The sequence below is a fragment of the Psychrobacter sp. NPDC078501 genome (assembly GCF_044900935.1).
In the GTDB taxonomy this organism is placed as follows: Bacteria; Pseudomonadota; Gammaproteobacteria; order Pseudomonadales; family Moraxellaceae; genus Psychrobacter.
Genome location: NZ_JBJDOS010000008.1, coordinates 24,999 through 42,122, shown reverse-complemented (window position 1 = coordinate 42,122; position 17,124 = coordinate 24,999). Strand labels below are relative to the sequence as shown.

Here is a 17,124-nt window from a genome sequence, read left to right as displayed (position 1 = left end):
TTTGAACACTCAATAAGTAGCTACTCGCTAATAAAAAACCTCTAGTCATAACGGCTGGAGGTTTTTTTATGTTCAAATTAATAGTTAGCCAGTTAGTAAATCATAGAGTCGAAAAACACAGTATTACGGCGATTAAAAATTATCTCCATTGACGCATTCACGAAACTATGACTAAATAAGAGAAAGATGAACCATGGCACTGTTTATGATAATTCTAAAATAGTTTTTAGTTGCAACTGTCAGCCGTACAAGGAGTGTACTATGTCTACTATGATTAATGATCGCACTTATCGAATCGCTCGTGAGAATACCCAAGCAATGATTGTTGATGTGCAAGAGCGCTTAACGCCGCATATCTACGATCACGAAAATATCGTCAAAAAAACCGTTACCTTGATCAAAGGGTTGCAAGCGCTCAATATTCCAGTCATGCTCAATGAACAATATAAAAAAGGATTGGGCGATACCTTACCAGAGCTGCGCGCCGTACTCGAAGGAGACAATGCCAAGAGCTTTGAAAAGGTTACCTTTAGTGCCTGCGACAACAATGATTCATGGCACCATTTAGCGCAGCAAAACCGTAGTACCGTATTGCTTTTTGGTGCTGAAGCTCATGTTTGTATTATGCAGACAGCACTAGATTTATTGGACAATGGTATGCAGCCTGTCATTATTGGGGATGCGGTGGGTTCTCGTTTTCCTTATGATAAAAAGCAAGCAATTCGCCGTATTCGCCGTGCGGGCGGTGTAATTAGCACTGTCGAATCAATCTTATTTGAACTGTGCCGTAGCAGCGAAGATCCTGCATTTAAAACCATTATTAATTTGATCAAGTAGGTGGTTAAGGTTTAGGTGCTTAAAGACTTGGATAAATAGGGACTCAATTTAACCATTTATCTTCTAATTTATAATAGATAGCGCTTGGTAAAATAAGCGCTATTTTTTTGATAACTATGATAGTCTTTTGACCATTGCTAGATATCAAACTAACTATAATACCTTGAGCAATGAAACTTAAAATCGCTAGAACTTATCAACATTGAAAACCAATAACTAGAGAAAACCAGAGAAAAAATAATGTCGCAAGCCAGCTCTATATCACTCACTCATTCCGAATCTACTTCACATATCGACATTGACGATGTCACTCATTTCTTGTTGGAGTTAGATGCGCTCAAACGCGTGAACCGCCGCAGCTATGTGACACAGACCACTCGTAAAGAAAACTCTGCCGAACATTCTTGGCATTTAGCGATGGCCTGTTGGTCAATTGCTGAATTATTTGCGTTAGATGTCAATCATGAAAAGTTGCTGAAGATGGCACTGGTTCATGATTTGGGTGAGATTGATGCGGGCGATACTTTTTTGTATGCTGATACGCGTACTGATGCACACGTCGAAGAGCGTGCAGGCATTGCTAGATTGCAACGTGAGCGAGGCAATGGCATTAGTGATTTGGGTGAGGTTTGGGAAGCGCAAGAAACAGGAAGTAGCAAAGAGAGCCAGTTACTCAGAGTGGTCGATCGCTTATTGCCGTTTTTACTCAATCTAAATACCAACGGTAAAACGTGGATTGAGCTTGGTGTTACGCGCTCGCAGGTGGCGGGGGCTCATGCATTTATCAAAGACAGCTTTCCTCCTATTCATGATTGGCTCTCACGTAATATTGCATATGCAACTCAGCAAGGCTGGCTGATTGACGCGTAAATCTACACATATAGCAGGTATGAAAAAGCCCAATTAAGCATGATGATTTACGCTTAACTGGGCTGATATTTTCAGTACTCTTATACAGGCGTGCTATTGAGCGTTTACCATTCCTAGCAATTGACCCATTTGCACGACGCTGTTGGCTTGCATACTATCTAGCCAGTCAGCCTTTGCTGCTTTTGGTAATACTACGATAGCCGTTGAGCCCAAATAAAAGCGTCCAAGCTCTTCGCCTGCTGCAAACTGCATATCGTGATCCGCTTCCTGTATATCATCCGTGCGGGTAATTTTGCCTGTCGCGACGGTTTCAATACCAGCGACGATCATAGCACCAACCATCACGACAGCTGCTTTGCCGTACTTGGTATCAAACATACAGACCAGACGCTCATTACGCGCAAACAAGTCTGGCACGTTAGCCGCCGTAGTATTGTTGACCGAAAACAGGGTGCCAGGTACATAGCGAGTCTTGGTTAATGTGCCAGTAAATGGCATATGTACACGATGATAATTACTAGGTGCTAAGTAGATAGTCGCAAAACTGCCATCAGCGAAATAACCGCCATCTTCACTATCAGCAAGCAGTTGGCCGATATCATAGTGACGCCCTTTGGCTTGTAGTAGTTTATGGTCTTCGATTTGTCCTAGCTGAGAGATAATACCGTCTGCAGGACTCACGATACCGTTTGGCGTGGCGTCGATAGTACGAGCGTCTTCTTTTAACTCACGGGTAAAAAAGTCATTAAAACTCTCATAGGCGTTGAGGCTTTGGCGTTCGTACTCATCTAAGCTGATATTATAAGCTTTGGCAAAGCTACGAATAAAGGTGCGTTTGACATAGGGATGTCTACTGGCGGCCAAACGTCCAGCGACTTTACTGAGCTTTTGCTGTGGCACAAGCTGTTGTAAGGTGGTAAATACATTCATAATAAGGCTACCAAAATAAGGTGTAATGTAATAGGGGCGTGTTGGAAATTCGACCATGGCACTGACAGTGGCTAAAATTGCGCCATACTACGTTGTAAATCTAGATAAGGCATGAGCATTATCGTCGTTTTACGCCTTGTCTGGAACAGCTTTAGCGATCCGCAGTGCCTATTTGTGAATATCAAACACGCCCTAATAATAGTTAAGTTAATGACGGTATTTTATCATGGACAGCATATTATTGTATGGCCATAATCTGTTAAGGAATTAGTAAATGAAAGCACTCATACAACGGGTGAAGCACGCTAGTGTGGTCGTCGATCAGCAGTGTATTGGCGAGATTGAACATGGGGTGTTGGCATATATTGGCTTAGGGCATGAAGACGATTTCGCCGCTGCCCAGCGTATGATTGACAAAATATTGACCTATCGCATTTTTGAAAATGACGATGATCCGGCCAAATTTGGTAAACTGGATAAAAACGTTCAGCAGGTTGCTGGTGGGCTATTATTAGTTTCACAATTTACCTTGATGGCAAAAACAGACAAAGGTCGCCGACCAGACTTTGGTGGTGCGATGGCACCAGCTGCGGCACAAGCATTATTTGAACAACTGGTCGACTATGCCAAAACTAAGCACCCGAACGTGGCAACTGGTCAGTTTGGTGCTGATATGCAAGTGTCGAGCGTCAATGATGGGCCGCTCAATTTTTTACTAGAAATCTGATTTTAGAGTGTCATCAAGCTGTCATAATTAATCCGTTTAATAGGTAGAGACTGGTGAGTATATATCGCCTTTTTACATGCTAGATTTTGTCCTCTAACACCGAGAATGTCCTATGTATAATGAGCAAATTTTGATTGTTGAAGATGAGCCTGCGATTCGTGAAATGGTTGTCATGACGCTAGAGATGGCTGGGTTTGATAGCTTACAAGCGGCTGACGTATCAGAGGCGCATCAGCAGGTGGTCGATCATAGACCATCACTGATACTGTTAGACTGGATGTTGCCGGGTGACAAGAGCGGTGTGGATTTTTGTCGCATGCTAAAAAATGATGAGCTGCTCTCTGAAATACCAGTCATTATGCTAACGGCAAAAAGTGAAGAGGACAGTAAGGTGCATGGTCTTGATGCAGGTGCAGATGATTATATGACCAAGCCTTTTTCGACTCGTGAATTGATCTCCAGAATCAAAGCCGTACTACGCCGCAGTAGTGCTATGAGTAGCGATAAACCTATCGAAATTGGACAGTTAAGTCTAGATACTAAGAGTCAGCGCGTGACAGCTGCAGGTAAAATCGTTGATGTTGGGCCCACAGAGTATCGCCTATTAGCATTTTTTATGAGTCACCCTGAGCGCGCCTATACACGAACGCAGCTGCTCGATCAGGTATGGGGCGGCAATGTATATATCGAAGACCGAACCATCGATGTGCATATCAAACGTCTACGTAAATTACTGCGACCTTATGACTGTGATACATTGATACAGACGGTACGTGGAACAGGCTACCGTTTTTCTAGCCTGATTGAGCCAAGTTAATCTTGTACAAATAATGCCGCAGCGATATAAAGGCCGCGGATAGTGGTAAGGATAAAAAATGGACAAGATAGCGCCAGCACAACGTGAGCAATCAGCTCTACTAGAGCAAATATCTACTCAAAGTACAGCAGAGCAACTCAAAAAAATCGGCAGTGCACTACGAGCCCTGCGCGATGCAGTGATTTTGCTCAACAACAATGATGGTCTAGAATGGTGGAATCAGGCGGCACAAGACTTATTGCTGCTACAGCCAGAAGATAAAGGTCAGAACATTTTTGACTTTATTACTGTACCTGAGTTCCGCCAGTACTATGAAGGTACAACGATACCTAACGATGGCGTCCATATAGAATCATGGCGAGATCCTAGTCGCTACTTAAAGTGCGAATTGACCCCTTTTGGCGATGAAAAATTGCTGTTTGTATATGACGTGACTCGCCTGCGGCACTTAGAGCAAATGCGTCAGGATTTTGTGGCGAATGTCTCGCATGAGCTTAGAACACCGTTAACTGTGATGATGGGCTATCTGGAAAATTTCTCCGATCAGCCAGATATGCCGCCGCAATGGCGTCGCGGTTTTGAGCTGATGACGCAGCAAACAGCCCGTATGAACAGAATCGTGAACGACTTACTGCTACTCTCTAAGATTGAAATCGAAGAGTCACACGAGCTGCATTATATAGATATGACTAAGCTACTGACCAATATCTATGACGATGCACAGGCCTACAACCAAGCGTACAAACATATCATTCATTTGCATATAGATACGTATGATGGGCTGTATGGGTCAGAGATGTACTTGAATAGTGCGCTATCCAATCTAGTAATCAATGCGATCAAATATACGCCAAAGGGTGGCAATATCACTATCAGTTGGACAAGGACGTCTGATGGCTGCCGTTTCGCGGTCGAAGATGATGGGATCGGTATTGCGTCAGAGCATATCGCCCGTTTGACAGAGCGTTTCTATCGTATCGACAAAGGTCGTAGCCGTGCAACAGGTGGTACAGGATTGGGGTTAGCGATTGTAAAACACGTACTGCACCAACACGAAGCGCAATTGCAAATCGATTCAGTAGAAGGGGAAGGGTCGACATTTAGTGTGGTATTCCCTTCAAATTATGTCAGATCTGTCACAGCCAATTAATACAATTTCTGGCTTATATTAGCGTTGTTTTTTCGGCTTAAGTTTTTTGATTAATCTAAACCTATCATTATTTCAAATTAGGTTAACGACATACTTTTCTGTATTCGTTAATCCTTTTGCAAAAGCGGATAAGGATTGACCGCACTGCCATTAATATAGATACCATAATGTACGTGTGTCGGTGTCCCTTTTGCATTACCGCTATCACCCACATAACCTATTACATCGCCCTGATTGACCCAGTCATTGGGAGAGATGTCAGCATAGTCTTCTAGATGAGCATAGTAATGTCCTGCACCACCAGGCCCTACCACCACGACCACGCGCCCACCCAATGTGTTTTCACCAACCTTGCTTACCACACCTTGCGTAGTCGACTGCACGGGAGTATTGCGCGGTGCAAAGATATCGATGCCTTCGTGGGAGCGGCCTTGGCTACGTGCCGCGCCCCAAGTGTCTGTCAGGTCTCGTTCTGGTAGTGGATTGGGCAAGCTGTTTTCGGTCGGCAGCTCTTGTTGCAATAGACTTAATTGTTGCCATTTGGCAACCACAAATGACTGCGTCTGTTGGCTAATACTGGGTAGTAGCTTATCGAAGACAAATAACAGTGCTAGCAATACGACAGCCTTAATCAATAGGCTTATTAGACGACTGAAAAAAGAAGGTCTGGGAGGTTGGTTATTTCCATCTGCTAGCATTGATGTCTCATATATATTTTATGTCATTTGAGTTTTTATTATAAAAGCTTCGTCTGATAACGTATGTATCGCATTGTTATCTATCGTTTTTACCCCCATAGATATTCTTATGGTTAAGGATGTAGACAGCAAATACAGTTTTATCTACTTAACATTTCTGCTGAGCATAGACAGTTGCTACTGATGGTTAATACTTTATGAATGATGCTTTTAAGCCTGCTGATATTTCTGCCACGCGCGAAACGGCGTTGGTTATCGATACCGAAACAGATCAGGGTAGTGACCCCAGACCTATCCAAGTTGCAACTATCAATGTAGCAACTGGTTTTGAGTGGATGAAATACTTTAACAGTGGTCGATCTATTTCACCCATTGTCATAAAGGTGCATGGTATTACCGATGATGATGTGGCTGGACTTGAGCGTTTTGAGTTGGAGCAGTTTGAATTACCGGAGTACTTGATTGGTCATAACGTACGTTTTGATTGGCGAGTGATTGGCAGTCCTTCTGCTAAGCTGATTTGTACGGTGAGACTTGCGCGGGCAGCCTTTCCAGAATGGCGTGCTTACGGTCAGTCCAAGTGTATCGAGAAGTTATTGGGCAAAGGTGAGGCGAGTGCAATGACAATTGCCGCTCATGACGCGCTTGGCGATGCTCGAATGTGCTATCTGCTGTATCAAGCATGCTGCGAGCGTCTAGAAATTGCGCCGACAGATTTTGCAGCAGCACATGCTATCTCCAATAAAGCGACTCCTGTGAGCAAAATGCCGTTTGGTAAGCATAAAGGCAAGCCGATCAAGGACGTGCCTATCAGCTATGTTAAATGGATGATAGGCAATATTCATAATATGCAGCCATCCCTGTATTCGGCACTGACTAAACGCTTAAAACTAGATGAAGCAGAAAACGCAGAAAAGTAATCTGAGTTGTTACGTAGCTAATATATAAGGGGCTACATGACGATAAGCTTATGGCTGTTCGTGCAACCATGTCACCGCCATCTGCCATAGCTGCGGTGCTTTGATATTGGTCTTACTGCTAAAATAGCGCATATGACCGATATGATTTAGTCCAAAATCTTCAGGGTCTAAGAATCGCTTTTCGACGGGCATTTTTGTAAATACCCTTATCATATCGTCCATATTTTCACTGTTGGCGATATCATCATCGCTAAAGCCAAGCCATAGTGCTGGCATGCTGAGCTCATCATAGAAATGCGTATGTATGCTTTTGCCAAATGCGGTTTTGATATAGCCCGCGCCATTGCACCATTCACGCCATTGACGAGCCACGCCGCGTGGCAGTGGCTCACCCATACCGATTTTGTCTGACGGCGTATAGCCCAGTGTTAAATTAGTGAGTGGAATAAACGCATCCATAAAACCCATGGCTTTGAGCTTATAGGGCATGCCCATATTTTTGATACGCCCTGACGAGCAAGCGACATTGAACACTGACCCAATCGCCTGATAGTTAGGCATCAAGCCGATGAGCTGACCACCTGCGCTATGACCGATAAGATGATAAGAAGCCCCAGGAAACTCATCTTGTAAGGCATCAAGTACAGCTGGCATGTCATGGCGCCCCCAACTGATCAAGGAAGCGCTACATTTTGCTAAATCGGTCGATAGTGACTCACCGATTCCTTCGTTATCAAAGGTTAGCACCCCAAAGCCGCTTTCTGCTAGGTAGGTCGCAAAATTATGATAAAAGTGACGCTTAATACCTGTGGCAGGTGCCATCATGATGGCTTTTTTTATTGCGTCTTTAGGGCGATAGACAGTGGCCGCCAATGCTTGGTTGCGATCGGTCATGATGCTTAATGAGTAAATATCAATATTGCTCGCATCAGGCACATTACTTTTATTAGTGAGATTGCTATTAATCACAGAGCTTGATGGCTCGGCAGTAGGAGAGGCGTTGTGATTATCCATGGGTATACCTTAGCATTTTTATTAGTAGATAATGAATATTGAACTATGATGAACAATAAATGCGCATCTTGAAAGTGTAGTCGTTGCGTAGTGATAAATCGTTGTGACTATGTGGTAGCATTGCTTATGTTAAGATAAATGCTGGCAAGACAGTTGCGCAAATATGACTTCCAAGTTTTATATAGCTTGGCTGAGTTTGTCTTATGAATCATGTGCATGACAATATAAATGATAGGTGTCGGTATGCAGCCTTCACTAATAACAAGCACTCAATAAAAACTGACAGGTAATTAAGGAAGCTATATGCAAATGAAAATCAACGATGATACTTATGACTTAATCACAAGCAAAGACATTACCAATATCGAAAAAGCAGTCGATAAGTCTACCTTATCAATGCCGCTCGTGGCTGTGTATTGCGGTTCACGCTTGGGCAATGGTGACGTATATGAACAGGCAGCACGCGAGCTCGGCAGTGCATTAGCAAATAATGGCATGGGGCTAGTATATGGTGGTGCTAGTATCGGTCTGATGGGCGCAGTTGCGGATGAAGTAATCAATGGCGGCGCGCAAGCAGTGGGCGTGATTCCAACCTTTATGCTCAAGCATGAAATCGCTCATGAGCATCTGACTCGCTTGCATTTGACTGACACTATGCACACGCGTAAGACCGTTATGGCAGAGTATGCCGATGCCTTTATCACGCTACCAGGAGGGCTAGGAACGTTAGAAGAGATTATGGAAATCGCCACGTGGCGTCAATTGTACCAACACGTAAAACCAATGATTATTTTGAACATCAATGGTTTTTATGACCGTATGATTGAGCATTTGAAATATACCACTGAGCAAGGCTTTATGAAGCAGGAAGATTTAGATCGTCTAGTGGTGTGCAATACCATCAGTGAAGCGATCGATATGCTACAAACAGTAGTGACCATAGATGATTCTGTGGATACGGAGAAAATGGCTGGTAGTAATAGTTAAGCCGTATAGCTATTAATACACAGCAAATGCTTAAATATTAAAAGCTACGATGAAAAAAGGAGCAGATAACCAAATCTCGGTTATCTGCTCCTTTGTTATATGTATTACAAACCTATCAGCGAATCATGTCTATTAGGCATCAGCAGGCGTGAGATCGTCCAATGCTACTTCACGAATACTATGATTAACATGAGCCATCGCGATTGGGAATCCACGCTGTTCAGCGAGCTCACGTGCAACCTCATCGACAGCGAGGCTATCGTTATGGACAAGGTACGACCATTCATGAGCATAGCGACTACGATTCAGAGGTGTATCGTTCTCTATCAAGCCTAGATCTGTCAGCTCATTAACGATTTGATCAGCGGCAATCAAGGTCGAAGATGCTTTGACGTTTTCTGCACGGGCATAGCGTATATTAGAGTATAAACTCACATCAGCGACTCGCAGCGTATCATCCTGTCCAGGAATCTGCTGTCCACCGTATAGCGCGTTACCAACAGTACGTGCGCTGTTAAATGTCGGTACAAACTCCGCCACATACTCAATCGCTTGCTGACTACGTGCCTGTAGGGGTGCTTTATCCCAACCATCTTCAATATAGTGCACATATTGCTGTGGCAGTTTGGGCTGCGCACTGTCTTCACTCGATGCAACAAGACCATCATCAAACAAAGTAATGGCTTTACTCATACCATGAATCTGAAAATATCCACCAGGGTAGGGAGTAAGCTGCGCCATGCCTTCTGGCGTACCTCGTTGACCATAGACGATAATCTCTGGTATCTGTCCACCAGCATCGCCCCAATGAGTCACATAAGACGATTTGAACTCAACCATACGCGTAACTTCGACACCAACCATATCGTCGATGACACCCGTACGGAATCCGCAAGCATTGACTAGGTAATCAACTTCGATAGACTCAGGCTGAGAGGCAAGTTCTTGACTATGAATCTGTTGATAGTCGATACGCCATTTGGTGACATGATGGTCAGCGTTGGTACAGTTCTCACAATCTACCGGCACGACTTTTTGCACAGCAGTTTCAGTAAATACATGCGCATTGTCGTATTCTTCGAGCGCAAGCTTAGCAGAAGCGGCTAAACGAAAAATATTCCAGCCATATTCTTGAACAACAATTAACGGAAATTTAACTTTGTTCAAATCCAAGTATCTAGCGACTGGAATCATCCATTCATCAACCGTACTTGGTACAGCGACTTGCTCACGTTCAGCCAGCTCAATCAATTGCTCATGGCTGTAGAGTTGATAGTAATCTTCAGGCTCACCCAATACTTTATTATTAGCATCTTGCTCGATCAGCTCTTGATAAGCATCGGTCAAAATATCTAAACGCGGCAGTAAGTCTTCAGGCAGTCCTTCGTCACGTGTCGGTACGGCAAACACCGTAGGACGAACGTCAATAGTGTGCGGATACAAACGCAAAATATCGATACATTGCTTGAGCAAGGCTACGCAATCCTCGTCCGGTATTTCACGGTACAAATTACCACCTGCATGCAAATGACACATAGGTGGTCCATCAATGAGTGATTTTTTCTTCTCAAATAGGTAGGTCTCTAACCCTAATGCAGCAAGTCGAATCGCAATCGTTGATCCCGCAGTACCGCCGCCCAAAATGCCAACACGCTTTTTAGGTTGAGTGTTTTTTGTCCCGTAAGATAACACCTCAGAATGAGCGTCACGATTAAAGGATTGAGCGTAGTTTTTATCAAAAGACTGAGTCATTGTCGTCGTTGTATCCTTAATAGCATCTGTATTAGGCCGTGCTCGGTATATTTATTCAATGTTCCATATTTCTTGATATGCGTGCGAAGGTAATTAAGTTCAACACACAAATCTGAACTTCAATAGTCATCTTTTCTATTGTTTAGCCATTCTTCATCTCTATAGGTTTATTTTACGAAGAACTACAGACAATATGATGGGAAATACGTAAGAAGATGCATGAGTTTTGTCAACGAAGCGCTATATGTGTGAAGTTTTTCAGATGAACGAGTCTGTCTAAAAATAGAGTAAACGAGAGAAGTGGCAAACTTGTGAAATCGAAAATAAGCTCGTTTTATTGTTTTGTAAAATTCGACCACTTTTGTAAGCGTGTATATTGATTACCAAGATAATATAAAGCCATATGCTATATTTATTTTGCTTAACAAGAAGCATAGGTTCTGTTTTGATGACTGTTTAAAACTACAAATATCAGAATTAACAAAAGGGACAGTCGATAAAGTAAACGACCACAAGCTTATTGCTATAAAAAATACGACTAAAATTACAAGGAAGTTATGATGAAAAATATAATGATGCTATCAGCCTTAACAGGTGTATTGGCACTAACTGGCTGTACTACTTTAAAAAACGTAGTCGGTAACGATATGTCAGGTACGCATGAAGTACAGGCAACGAGCAATAATACAGTGCCAGTCACTAGCAAGAATGGGGTGTTGGTGGATGCTACCAACCATATGACGTTATATACGTTTGATAAAGACGCTATGAACCAGTCAGATTGTGGTGCAGCCTGCCAAGTTGTGTGGCCAATTTTCAAAGCGCCTAGTGATGCTAAAGCCTCAGGTCAGTTCGCTGCATTTAAGCGTGAAGATGGAAAATATCAGTGGGCAATGAACGGTAAGCCTTTATACTTCTATGCTAATGACACAAAAGTTGGTGACAAAGACGGTGATGATAAACTTGGCGTTTGGCATGTTATCCCAAGTAAATAGTATGCACTAGATATAAACTGAATCGAAAACGTTAAGATAAAAAAGCAGCCTATCCTAAAGTATAGAGGCAAGCTGCTTTTTATTTGCTTAGGGTTGCCCTTTACTGTATTAACAGTAGCGTTCATATATTCTCTAATAATAGATGTGACCTGTACTATGTTACATTTGCTAAAGGCTCAATCTAAATGGTCTCTAGCACTTCTTCTTTGCTAGGCTCTTTTCTATATAAAGGAAAAAAGTCTGAAAGCAGATCACTTTCCGTGAGCCAGATATCAGCTACTAATTCTGTATATTTCGTTGCGTTGACAATGAGTCTATAAGTCTTGAATAGTAACTCTTGCGAGCTAAAGCCTTTCTTATACTCATATAAAGAATCTAAGTTGGAGCCAACGCCGCCGCCAAGATGTAGCACTTCATAACGGTTCTCTCGTCCCCAATTGCGAGCGACATGAGTGATAAGTTTAGAAGGTTGCAGATGCGTATAGGCGTTCAGCGTGCCGCCAAGGTGGAACTGCATAATGCCAGACTCTTGGCAGAGCGTATATATAGAAGACCCAATTGGTTTATCGTCTTGATAGGCGGTTATCAACAGTATCTTTTCTTGAAGGTTTTCAAGCAAATTAAAGAAATAATCATCATCAAAGAAGTAATAATCACTGGCCTTGACGTGTCGCATTGTCTCTTTATAAATGTCTGAGAACACCATCGCATTCTGCCTAGTCAAGAATTCTGTTTTTGTCACGACATCCATCTTTATGGCTTTTTTGATACCGCGGCGATGTCGATTTTGTGTTTCGCTCCAATGCTCTTCTTCTGACTTACTCAAATCAGACATCAAGGTCAGCCCGTGAGTCAGTGCTTTGCCAACTGTAGGTATCCATTCTTTATTAATAATCGGGTGTAACCGCATAAATAAAGACACGCAGCCTCTCTCGCAAAGAAAAGCTCTTATCTCATCTAGTACGACGTCTAACTCGGCATCAGTGAGGGTTTTGTCCATCAACGGGCCACCGTAGCCATAAGTGGAAGTAGCATCCCAGTGCTCTGAGTCAATGTCTCTAATTATAATGGGTAACAATACTTCTTTATTTTTATAATGAGCGATGACGCCTTGAGGTTTGCCCTTGTCGATAACAGCTGAGGCCGCAATCCAACCAGATAAGTGATATATATCAAAATGATGATTTGATACCTTCTTATCCCACTCAGCATCTATCGCTATGTAATCAACTTGTACTGTATCCACGTTGCTGCTCCCTCAGTGTTGCGTTATATATTCGTAAATCCGTATATACGAATATAACAACAAAGTATGAAGCCTTCAAGTATATAAAAACCTTTTATGTAAAATAATGAATATATAATTAGAGCGTAGAAGAATCTATAGAAAATAAAAAAGCAGCCTGCCTCTATAAATGAGGGTAGGCTGCTTTTCTCGTTTTTGTCGAAAGCTATTAGAGAGCTATAAGCTTACTTTGATTTTTTTTCTACTAGCTCGCCATCGATTTGGATAGGAACGTTGGTCGTGATACCGTCAGCGTAAGCGGTCATACCATAAGCAGCGCGATCAAGTGTACCAGTGGCACGGAAACCAACGACTGGCTCTTTGGTAAGAGGGCTATTAGCGATTTTGTTTAACGTGACATCTAAGGTTAGTGGTTTGGTTTGACCAAGCAAAGTAAAGTCACCCGTTACTTTAGCCTGCTGCGGATTGATGAATTTGACCTGAGTAGATTTGAAAGTCATGGTTGGATATTTTACAACATTAAAAAACTCATCTGTCTTTAAGTGTTTGTCACGAGCATCCCAATTGGTATCGATACTGTCAGTCGCAATGGTAAAGTTCATGCTGGTTTGATTTGGGGCTTTCATATCATAATTCACCATACCCTCGACATCATTGAAGTGGCCCATGGTGGTTGAGAATCCCATATGACTCACAGAAAATCCGACGCGAGTATGTGAGTCGTCTAATTCCCACTGAGTTGGTAGTGCAGCGCTTGCCATGGTAGTAACTGCTAATGCTGAGCCAATAAATAGTGCTTTGGTAGCCGTGCTTATTTTAGTATTTATCATTAAATGATCCTTATTTAATCTAATTAAGTTATGGGTGATTGAGAAGTAAATGAGTTGCTAGTAGCGATGTTTAAATGGAGTTTGTATCGCGTAGCTGTACCCTTTAAGCATACTATGTATAATTAATAGCTAAGGTTGTATTTAGTTAGATTATCTACAATAGTGGATATCATTGATTAATTTAACTAACTTTATTACTGTACTAAAATCAATCATCTATCTCAACACTCTCGACCTTTCAGTGACAACTTATCACATATCTCTATCACAACTGCTCCTTGCGTCTTACGTCAAAAACCGTTAAAATCGCGGTTTAATTTTCCCGCTGGGGAAAGGCTAAGCGAACAGAAGGGTGGTGTTGGGTGCTGGAATAAGCCAGTGACGCAGTTGCCATACTTGTAATGTCCTTAGTGCCTCAGTTACGTATGTCATTATTTGTTTGATACATCATCGATGATGCTGTATTTAGACGTTGTACATACATCGGACCTAGAGAGTATATTATGCGTAAAGATATCCATCCTAATTACCAAGAAGTTTTATTCCACGACACTAACGCTGACGTGTTCTTTTTGACTCGCTCAACTGCTAAGACTAAAGCGACTCGTGAATACGAAGGTAAAGAATACCCATACTACCCACTTGATATCTCAAGTGCGTCGCATCCGTTCTATACTGGTGAGCAACGTAAAACTTCTACTGAAGGTCGTGTTGCAAGCTTCAACAAACGCTTTGGCGCATTTGGTGGCCGTAGCAAGAAAGCTGCAGACGCTGCTGAATAATTTGCACTTATGGTGTAAATATATTTCGCTAAGCAATAAAAAACCGCTGATTATTCAGCGGTTTTTTTTGGTTTAATTTTTTATAATCTAAATAATAATCTATCCAGCTTTTTAGCGCTCAAACTCAGTGGTAGATGAGTCTAATAACTGAACAGAATCTAGTAACTGAATAATAGTCTCTACGATCTGCTGCGCCCAATAGCCGTACATCAGACTGCTAGGATGAAATCCATCACTGGCAAACATCACATTGATATCGATAGCCGAGCCATTTGCATGCTCTTCTAGCATCCGTGTAAAGTCGGTTGCCATATAGGTGACACCAGCATGAGCCGCACAGACCTGCTGCAATATTCCATCCAGTACCGATGCTTTTGCACCTACAAAGTTATTGAGCGGGGCAGGGATTGCAGGCATTTGTGCCATCGGCGGCAAACTTAAGAAAACCAATTCTCGTACGCCAAATTTGCGCTGTGCAATATTGATAATGTCTTCAATTTGCTGTTGCCATTTATGTGTAGAGACATTGGACGTCGTGTCATTGACCCCTACGCTTAGCAACATCACATCAATAGGCTGTTCAGGAGCAGGTAAGACATATAACCTGCGTAGAATATCAAAGCTGGTATGACCTGTTGTCGCTTGCAATGACCAATTGAGTCGAGCAAAGTTTGCTTGGATAGCTTCGTTTTGTTCCAGTATCGGTATGAGCTTACCGACCAACGCTTCCTGCTGCGTTTGGCTACCTACACCTGCTGCTGCTGAATCGCCAACAACCATGAGGTTAAATGTCTTAGCGTCTTGCGTTGATGCTTCATCATTCACTTGAGGCAGCTCAATCATGCCGTGCCTTTCGCCATGTGGTTCAGGCAAGCGGACTGTATCACGCTTGATTTTTCGACCTTGATAGAGGTAGACAGGGGCAAGTAAGACGTCTCTTGCGACCGATGTCAGCTTATTAGTGTCTACCATCCTGCACGTTCCCTGATAGTCGTGAGACTGTCTTCAATTAACAATTTACCATCGACGTAGACATCGCGTAATAGATTGTCATTTTGGTCGCCTATCTCATTTTCTTTGACAGTTGTTAGCTGCCCGCTGTCGTCTTTTACCAGTGCCAATCGCCCTTTTTTCGAGCGTTTTGAGCGGCTGGTAACAGGATCTTTATAAATATCCTTCCATGCACCATCGATAGAGATAGCGCTAGATTTCATCGCCCAACTCATGGTGTCGCGGTTGACTTGCTGCAATAGACCACCGCCCATACCAAACGTCACGTTTTCTATGCTAAAGCCTGCTTTGATGACCACATCAATAATTTTACTTAAGCTTTGCGAGCTGATGCCATCACCTTGGATGATGCGTACGTAGTCGGGCAGCACTTTATAGCCCTTGCTGTTTACCGTCGTACCGAACTTCACTGCCAAACGCTCCAACGCTTCACGGACGACTTTGGTAGGTTCGCCGCTGTCTGGTCGAATGACCAAAGTGCCGCCCATATTTTTGACTTCGTCTTTCAAGGCGTCGCCCCAGATATTGTCGATGGCATTCCATAAATCATAACTATCTGAAACGACTGAAAAGGCTTTGTCTTCGCCGCCAAACTGCTCGATCATATTGTGAAAAGCAGCAGTCTCGCCATCACGTCCCCAAGCTGTCATCGTACTGTGCTCGGCTGCTGGAATAGAGAATGCAGGCATATCATCACCCATTTGATACCAGCGACTAGCAGCAATAAGCGCTGTCATCGAGTCAGTACCAGCAAAGTTGACCAAATGCGCTAAGCTACCCAGTGCAACCGTTTCTTGGCTCGATGCCCCACGCGCACCAAAGTCATGCAAGCGAAAAGGTAGGGACTCTGTATTGTCCGCTGATTTTTCTAACGCTTGACGGATAATGTCTTTGCAATAGTGAGAAACGCTAGCGACCGTGGATGGATACCAAATCGCACGCAATAATGCTGTTTCGATATAGCTGGGTAGCCAGTAAAACTCAGGATCGGTATTGATTACTTGGCAGACTACATTGGACACTGGCACTATACTGCCTTCGGGCACGGCTTGGATACGCAATGGCAAGTAGCCGTCGTGTTTTTCGATCAAATGCTCCCAGCCAGCACGATTAAAGGTTAGGCCATGTGCTTGAATGACCTTTTCGGCTTCATCGATATCTTGATGAGTGATAGGAGTACTTAGATATTCTTTGATAAAGGCCTGCAAGCCAAAGAACACCACATCGTAATCACCTTTGCGCGCCTCAATGTAGCTTGACAGATACTCACTACCGCTTGGGTATTGCACCCAATGTGAGGTCTTATAGCTGTCGCTATTTAAAATTAAATTGTTTAGATTACTGGTGTACATCACAGAACTCCTCTGCTTTGAATTGCCGCAGCTGTCTTAATAAAAGAACAGTGGCGGCAGTTGATTGCCGTCTATCGGCGTTGGAATCAGGTTATTAGTGAGATATTTAGTGATAGTTGTTATTGATGATAATTTGCTCAAGTCGCTATTAGAAAAAGCTACTAAAAAAGACTACCAAAGAAAGCTACTAGAAAAAATGATTAGCA

General features: G+C 42.9%; 17 protein-coding genes. 9 read left to right on the top strand and 8 right to left on the bottom strand.

All coding sequences use genetic code 11. The annotated features are described in order from the left end of the window. Positions 1–261 precede the first annotated feature (261 nt). Complete coding sequence (locus ACI2IW_RS11845) at positions 262–837, top strand: isochorismatase family protein (protein ID WP_404693761.1); 576 nt, start codon at positions 262–264, stop codon at positions 835–837. Between the two features lie 240 nt (positions 838–1,077). Continuing rightward, positions 1,078–1,707: an HD family hydrolase gene (locus tag ACI2IW_RS11840; protein ID WP_404693760.1), complete on the top strand. Its 630-nt coding sequence runs from the start codon at positions 1,078–1,080 to the stop codon at positions 1,705–1,707. 93 nt (positions 1,708–1,800) lie between these two features. Here the strand turns inward: ACI2IW_RS11840 and asd are convergent, their stop codons facing one another. Further along, complete coding sequence (asd, locus tag ACI2IW_RS11835; protein WP_404693759.1) at positions 1,801–2,637, bottom strand: archaetidylserine decarboxylase; 837 nt, start codon at positions 2,635–2,637, stop codon at positions 1,801–1,803. A 274-nt stretch (positions 2,638–2,911) separates the two neighbouring features. On the opposite strand from asd, the gene dtd reads away from it, so the two are divergent. The 3 genes from dtd to phoR all read left to right on the top strand — a co-directional run bounded on the left by dtd (position 2,912) and on the right by phoR (position 5,331). Then, a complete protein-coding gene (dtd, locus tag ACI2IW_RS11830) occupies positions 2,912–3,364 on the top strand; it encodes a D-aminoacyl-tRNA deacylase (RefSeq protein ID WP_404693758.1) in 453 nt (150 codons plus the stop codon). 112 nt (positions 3,365–3,476) lie between these two features. Further along, positions 3,477–4,181: a phosphate regulon transcriptional regulator PhoB gene (phoB, locus tag ACI2IW_RS11825; protein WP_057761786.1), complete on the top strand. Its 705-nt coding sequence runs from the start codon at positions 3,477–3,479 to the stop codon at positions 4,179–4,181. A gap of 58 nt (positions 4,182–4,239) precedes the next feature. Further along, entirely contained in the window at positions 4,240–5,331 is a 1,092-nt protein-coding gene (gene phoR, locus ACI2IW_RS11820; RefSeq protein ID WP_101205334.1) for a phosphate regulon sensor histidine kinase PhoR, read from the top strand. Positions 5,332–5,438: 107 nt separating this feature from the next. On the opposite strand, the gene ACI2IW_RS11815 is transcribed toward phoR, so the two are convergent. After that, the gene (locus ACI2IW_RS11815) at positions 5,439–6,029 is read right to left on the bottom strand and encodes a M23 family metallopeptidase (protein WP_404693757.1); all 591 of its coding nucleotides are present in this window, start codon (positions 6,027–6,029) and stop codon (positions 5,439–5,441) included. Between the two features lie 197 nt (positions 6,030–6,226). Here ACI2IW_RS11815 and ACI2IW_RS11810 point away from each other — a divergent pair, with 197 nt between their 5' ends. Next, complete coding sequence (locus tag ACI2IW_RS11810; RefSeq protein ID WP_404693756.1) at positions 6,227–6,949, top strand: putative quorum-sensing-regulated virulence factor; 723 nt, start codon at positions 6,227–6,229, stop codon at positions 6,947–6,949. Positions 6,950–6,997: 48 nt separating this feature from the next. Here ACI2IW_RS11810 and ACI2IW_RS11805 read toward each other — a convergent pair whose 3' ends face one another. Next, positions 6,998–7,843: an alpha/beta fold hydrolase gene (locus tag ACI2IW_RS11805; RefSeq protein WP_404693794.1), complete on the bottom strand. Its 846-nt coding sequence runs from the start codon at positions 7,841–7,843 to the stop codon at positions 6,998–7,000. 423 nt (positions 7,844–8,266) lie between these two features. On the opposite strand from ACI2IW_RS11805, the gene ACI2IW_RS11800 reads away from it, so the two are divergent. Then, entirely contained in the window at positions 8,267–8,950 is a 684-nt protein-coding gene (locus ACI2IW_RS11800; RefSeq protein WP_404693755.1) for a TIGR00730 family Rossman fold protein, read from the top strand. 132 nt (positions 8,951–9,082) lie between these two features. Here ACI2IW_RS11800 and ACI2IW_RS11795 read toward each other — a convergent pair whose 3' ends face one another. Further along, positions 9,083–10,702: an FAD-dependent oxidoreductase gene (locus tag ACI2IW_RS11795; RefSeq protein ID WP_404693754.1), complete on the bottom strand. Its 1,620-nt coding sequence runs from the start codon at positions 10,700–10,702 to the stop codon at positions 9,083–9,085. 557 nt (positions 10,703–11,259) lie between these two features. On the opposite strand from ACI2IW_RS11795, the gene ACI2IW_RS11790 reads away from it, so the two are divergent. Next, a complete protein-coding gene (locus ACI2IW_RS11790; protein ID WP_404693753.1) occupies positions 11,260–11,697 on the top strand; it encodes a hypothetical protein in 438 nt (145 codons plus the stop codon). 181 nt (positions 11,698–11,878) lie between these two features. Here ACI2IW_RS11790 and ACI2IW_RS11785 read toward each other — a convergent pair whose 3' ends face one another. Beyond that, the gene (locus ACI2IW_RS11785) at positions 11,879–12,943 is read right to left on the bottom strand and encodes a GNAT family N-acetyltransferase (RefSeq protein ID WP_404693752.1); all 1,065 of its coding nucleotides are present in this window, start codon (positions 12,941–12,943) and stop codon (positions 11,879–11,881) included. 224 nt (positions 12,944–13,167) lie between these two features. Then, entirely contained in the window at positions 13,168–13,773 is a 606-nt protein-coding gene (locus ACI2IW_RS11780; protein WP_397477820.1) for a YceI family protein, read from the bottom strand. A gap of 503 nt (positions 13,774–14,276) precedes the next feature. Here ACI2IW_RS11780 and ACI2IW_RS11775 point away from each other — a divergent pair. Continuing rightward, positions 14,277–14,555 carry a type B 50S ribosomal protein L31 gene (locus ACI2IW_RS11775; protein ID WP_057761772.1) on the top strand — a complete coding sequence of 93 codons (279 nt, stop codon included), beginning with the start codon at positions 14,277–14,279 and terminating at the stop codon, positions 14,553–14,555. Between the two features lie 111 nt (positions 14,556–14,666). Here ACI2IW_RS11775 and ACI2IW_RS11770 read toward each other — a convergent pair whose 3' ends face one another. Together ACI2IW_RS11770 and ACI2IW_RS11765 are read right to left on the bottom strand one after the other, a co-directional pair. Continuing rightward, positions 14,667–15,527 (bottom strand): SGNH/GDSL hydrolase family protein, encoded by an 861-nt coding sequence (locus ACI2IW_RS11770; RefSeq protein WP_404693751.1) that lies wholly within the window; start codon positions 15,525–15,527, stop codon positions 14,667–14,669. After that, a complete protein-coding gene (locus ACI2IW_RS11765; protein WP_404693750.1) occupies positions 15,521–16,918 on the bottom strand; it encodes a nicotinate phosphoribosyltransferase in 1,398 nt (465 codons plus the stop codon). Before ACI2IW_RS11765 ends, ACI2IW_RS11770 begins: the two co-directional genes overlap by 7 nt. Between the last annotated feature and the right edge of the window lie 206 nt (positions 16,919–17,124).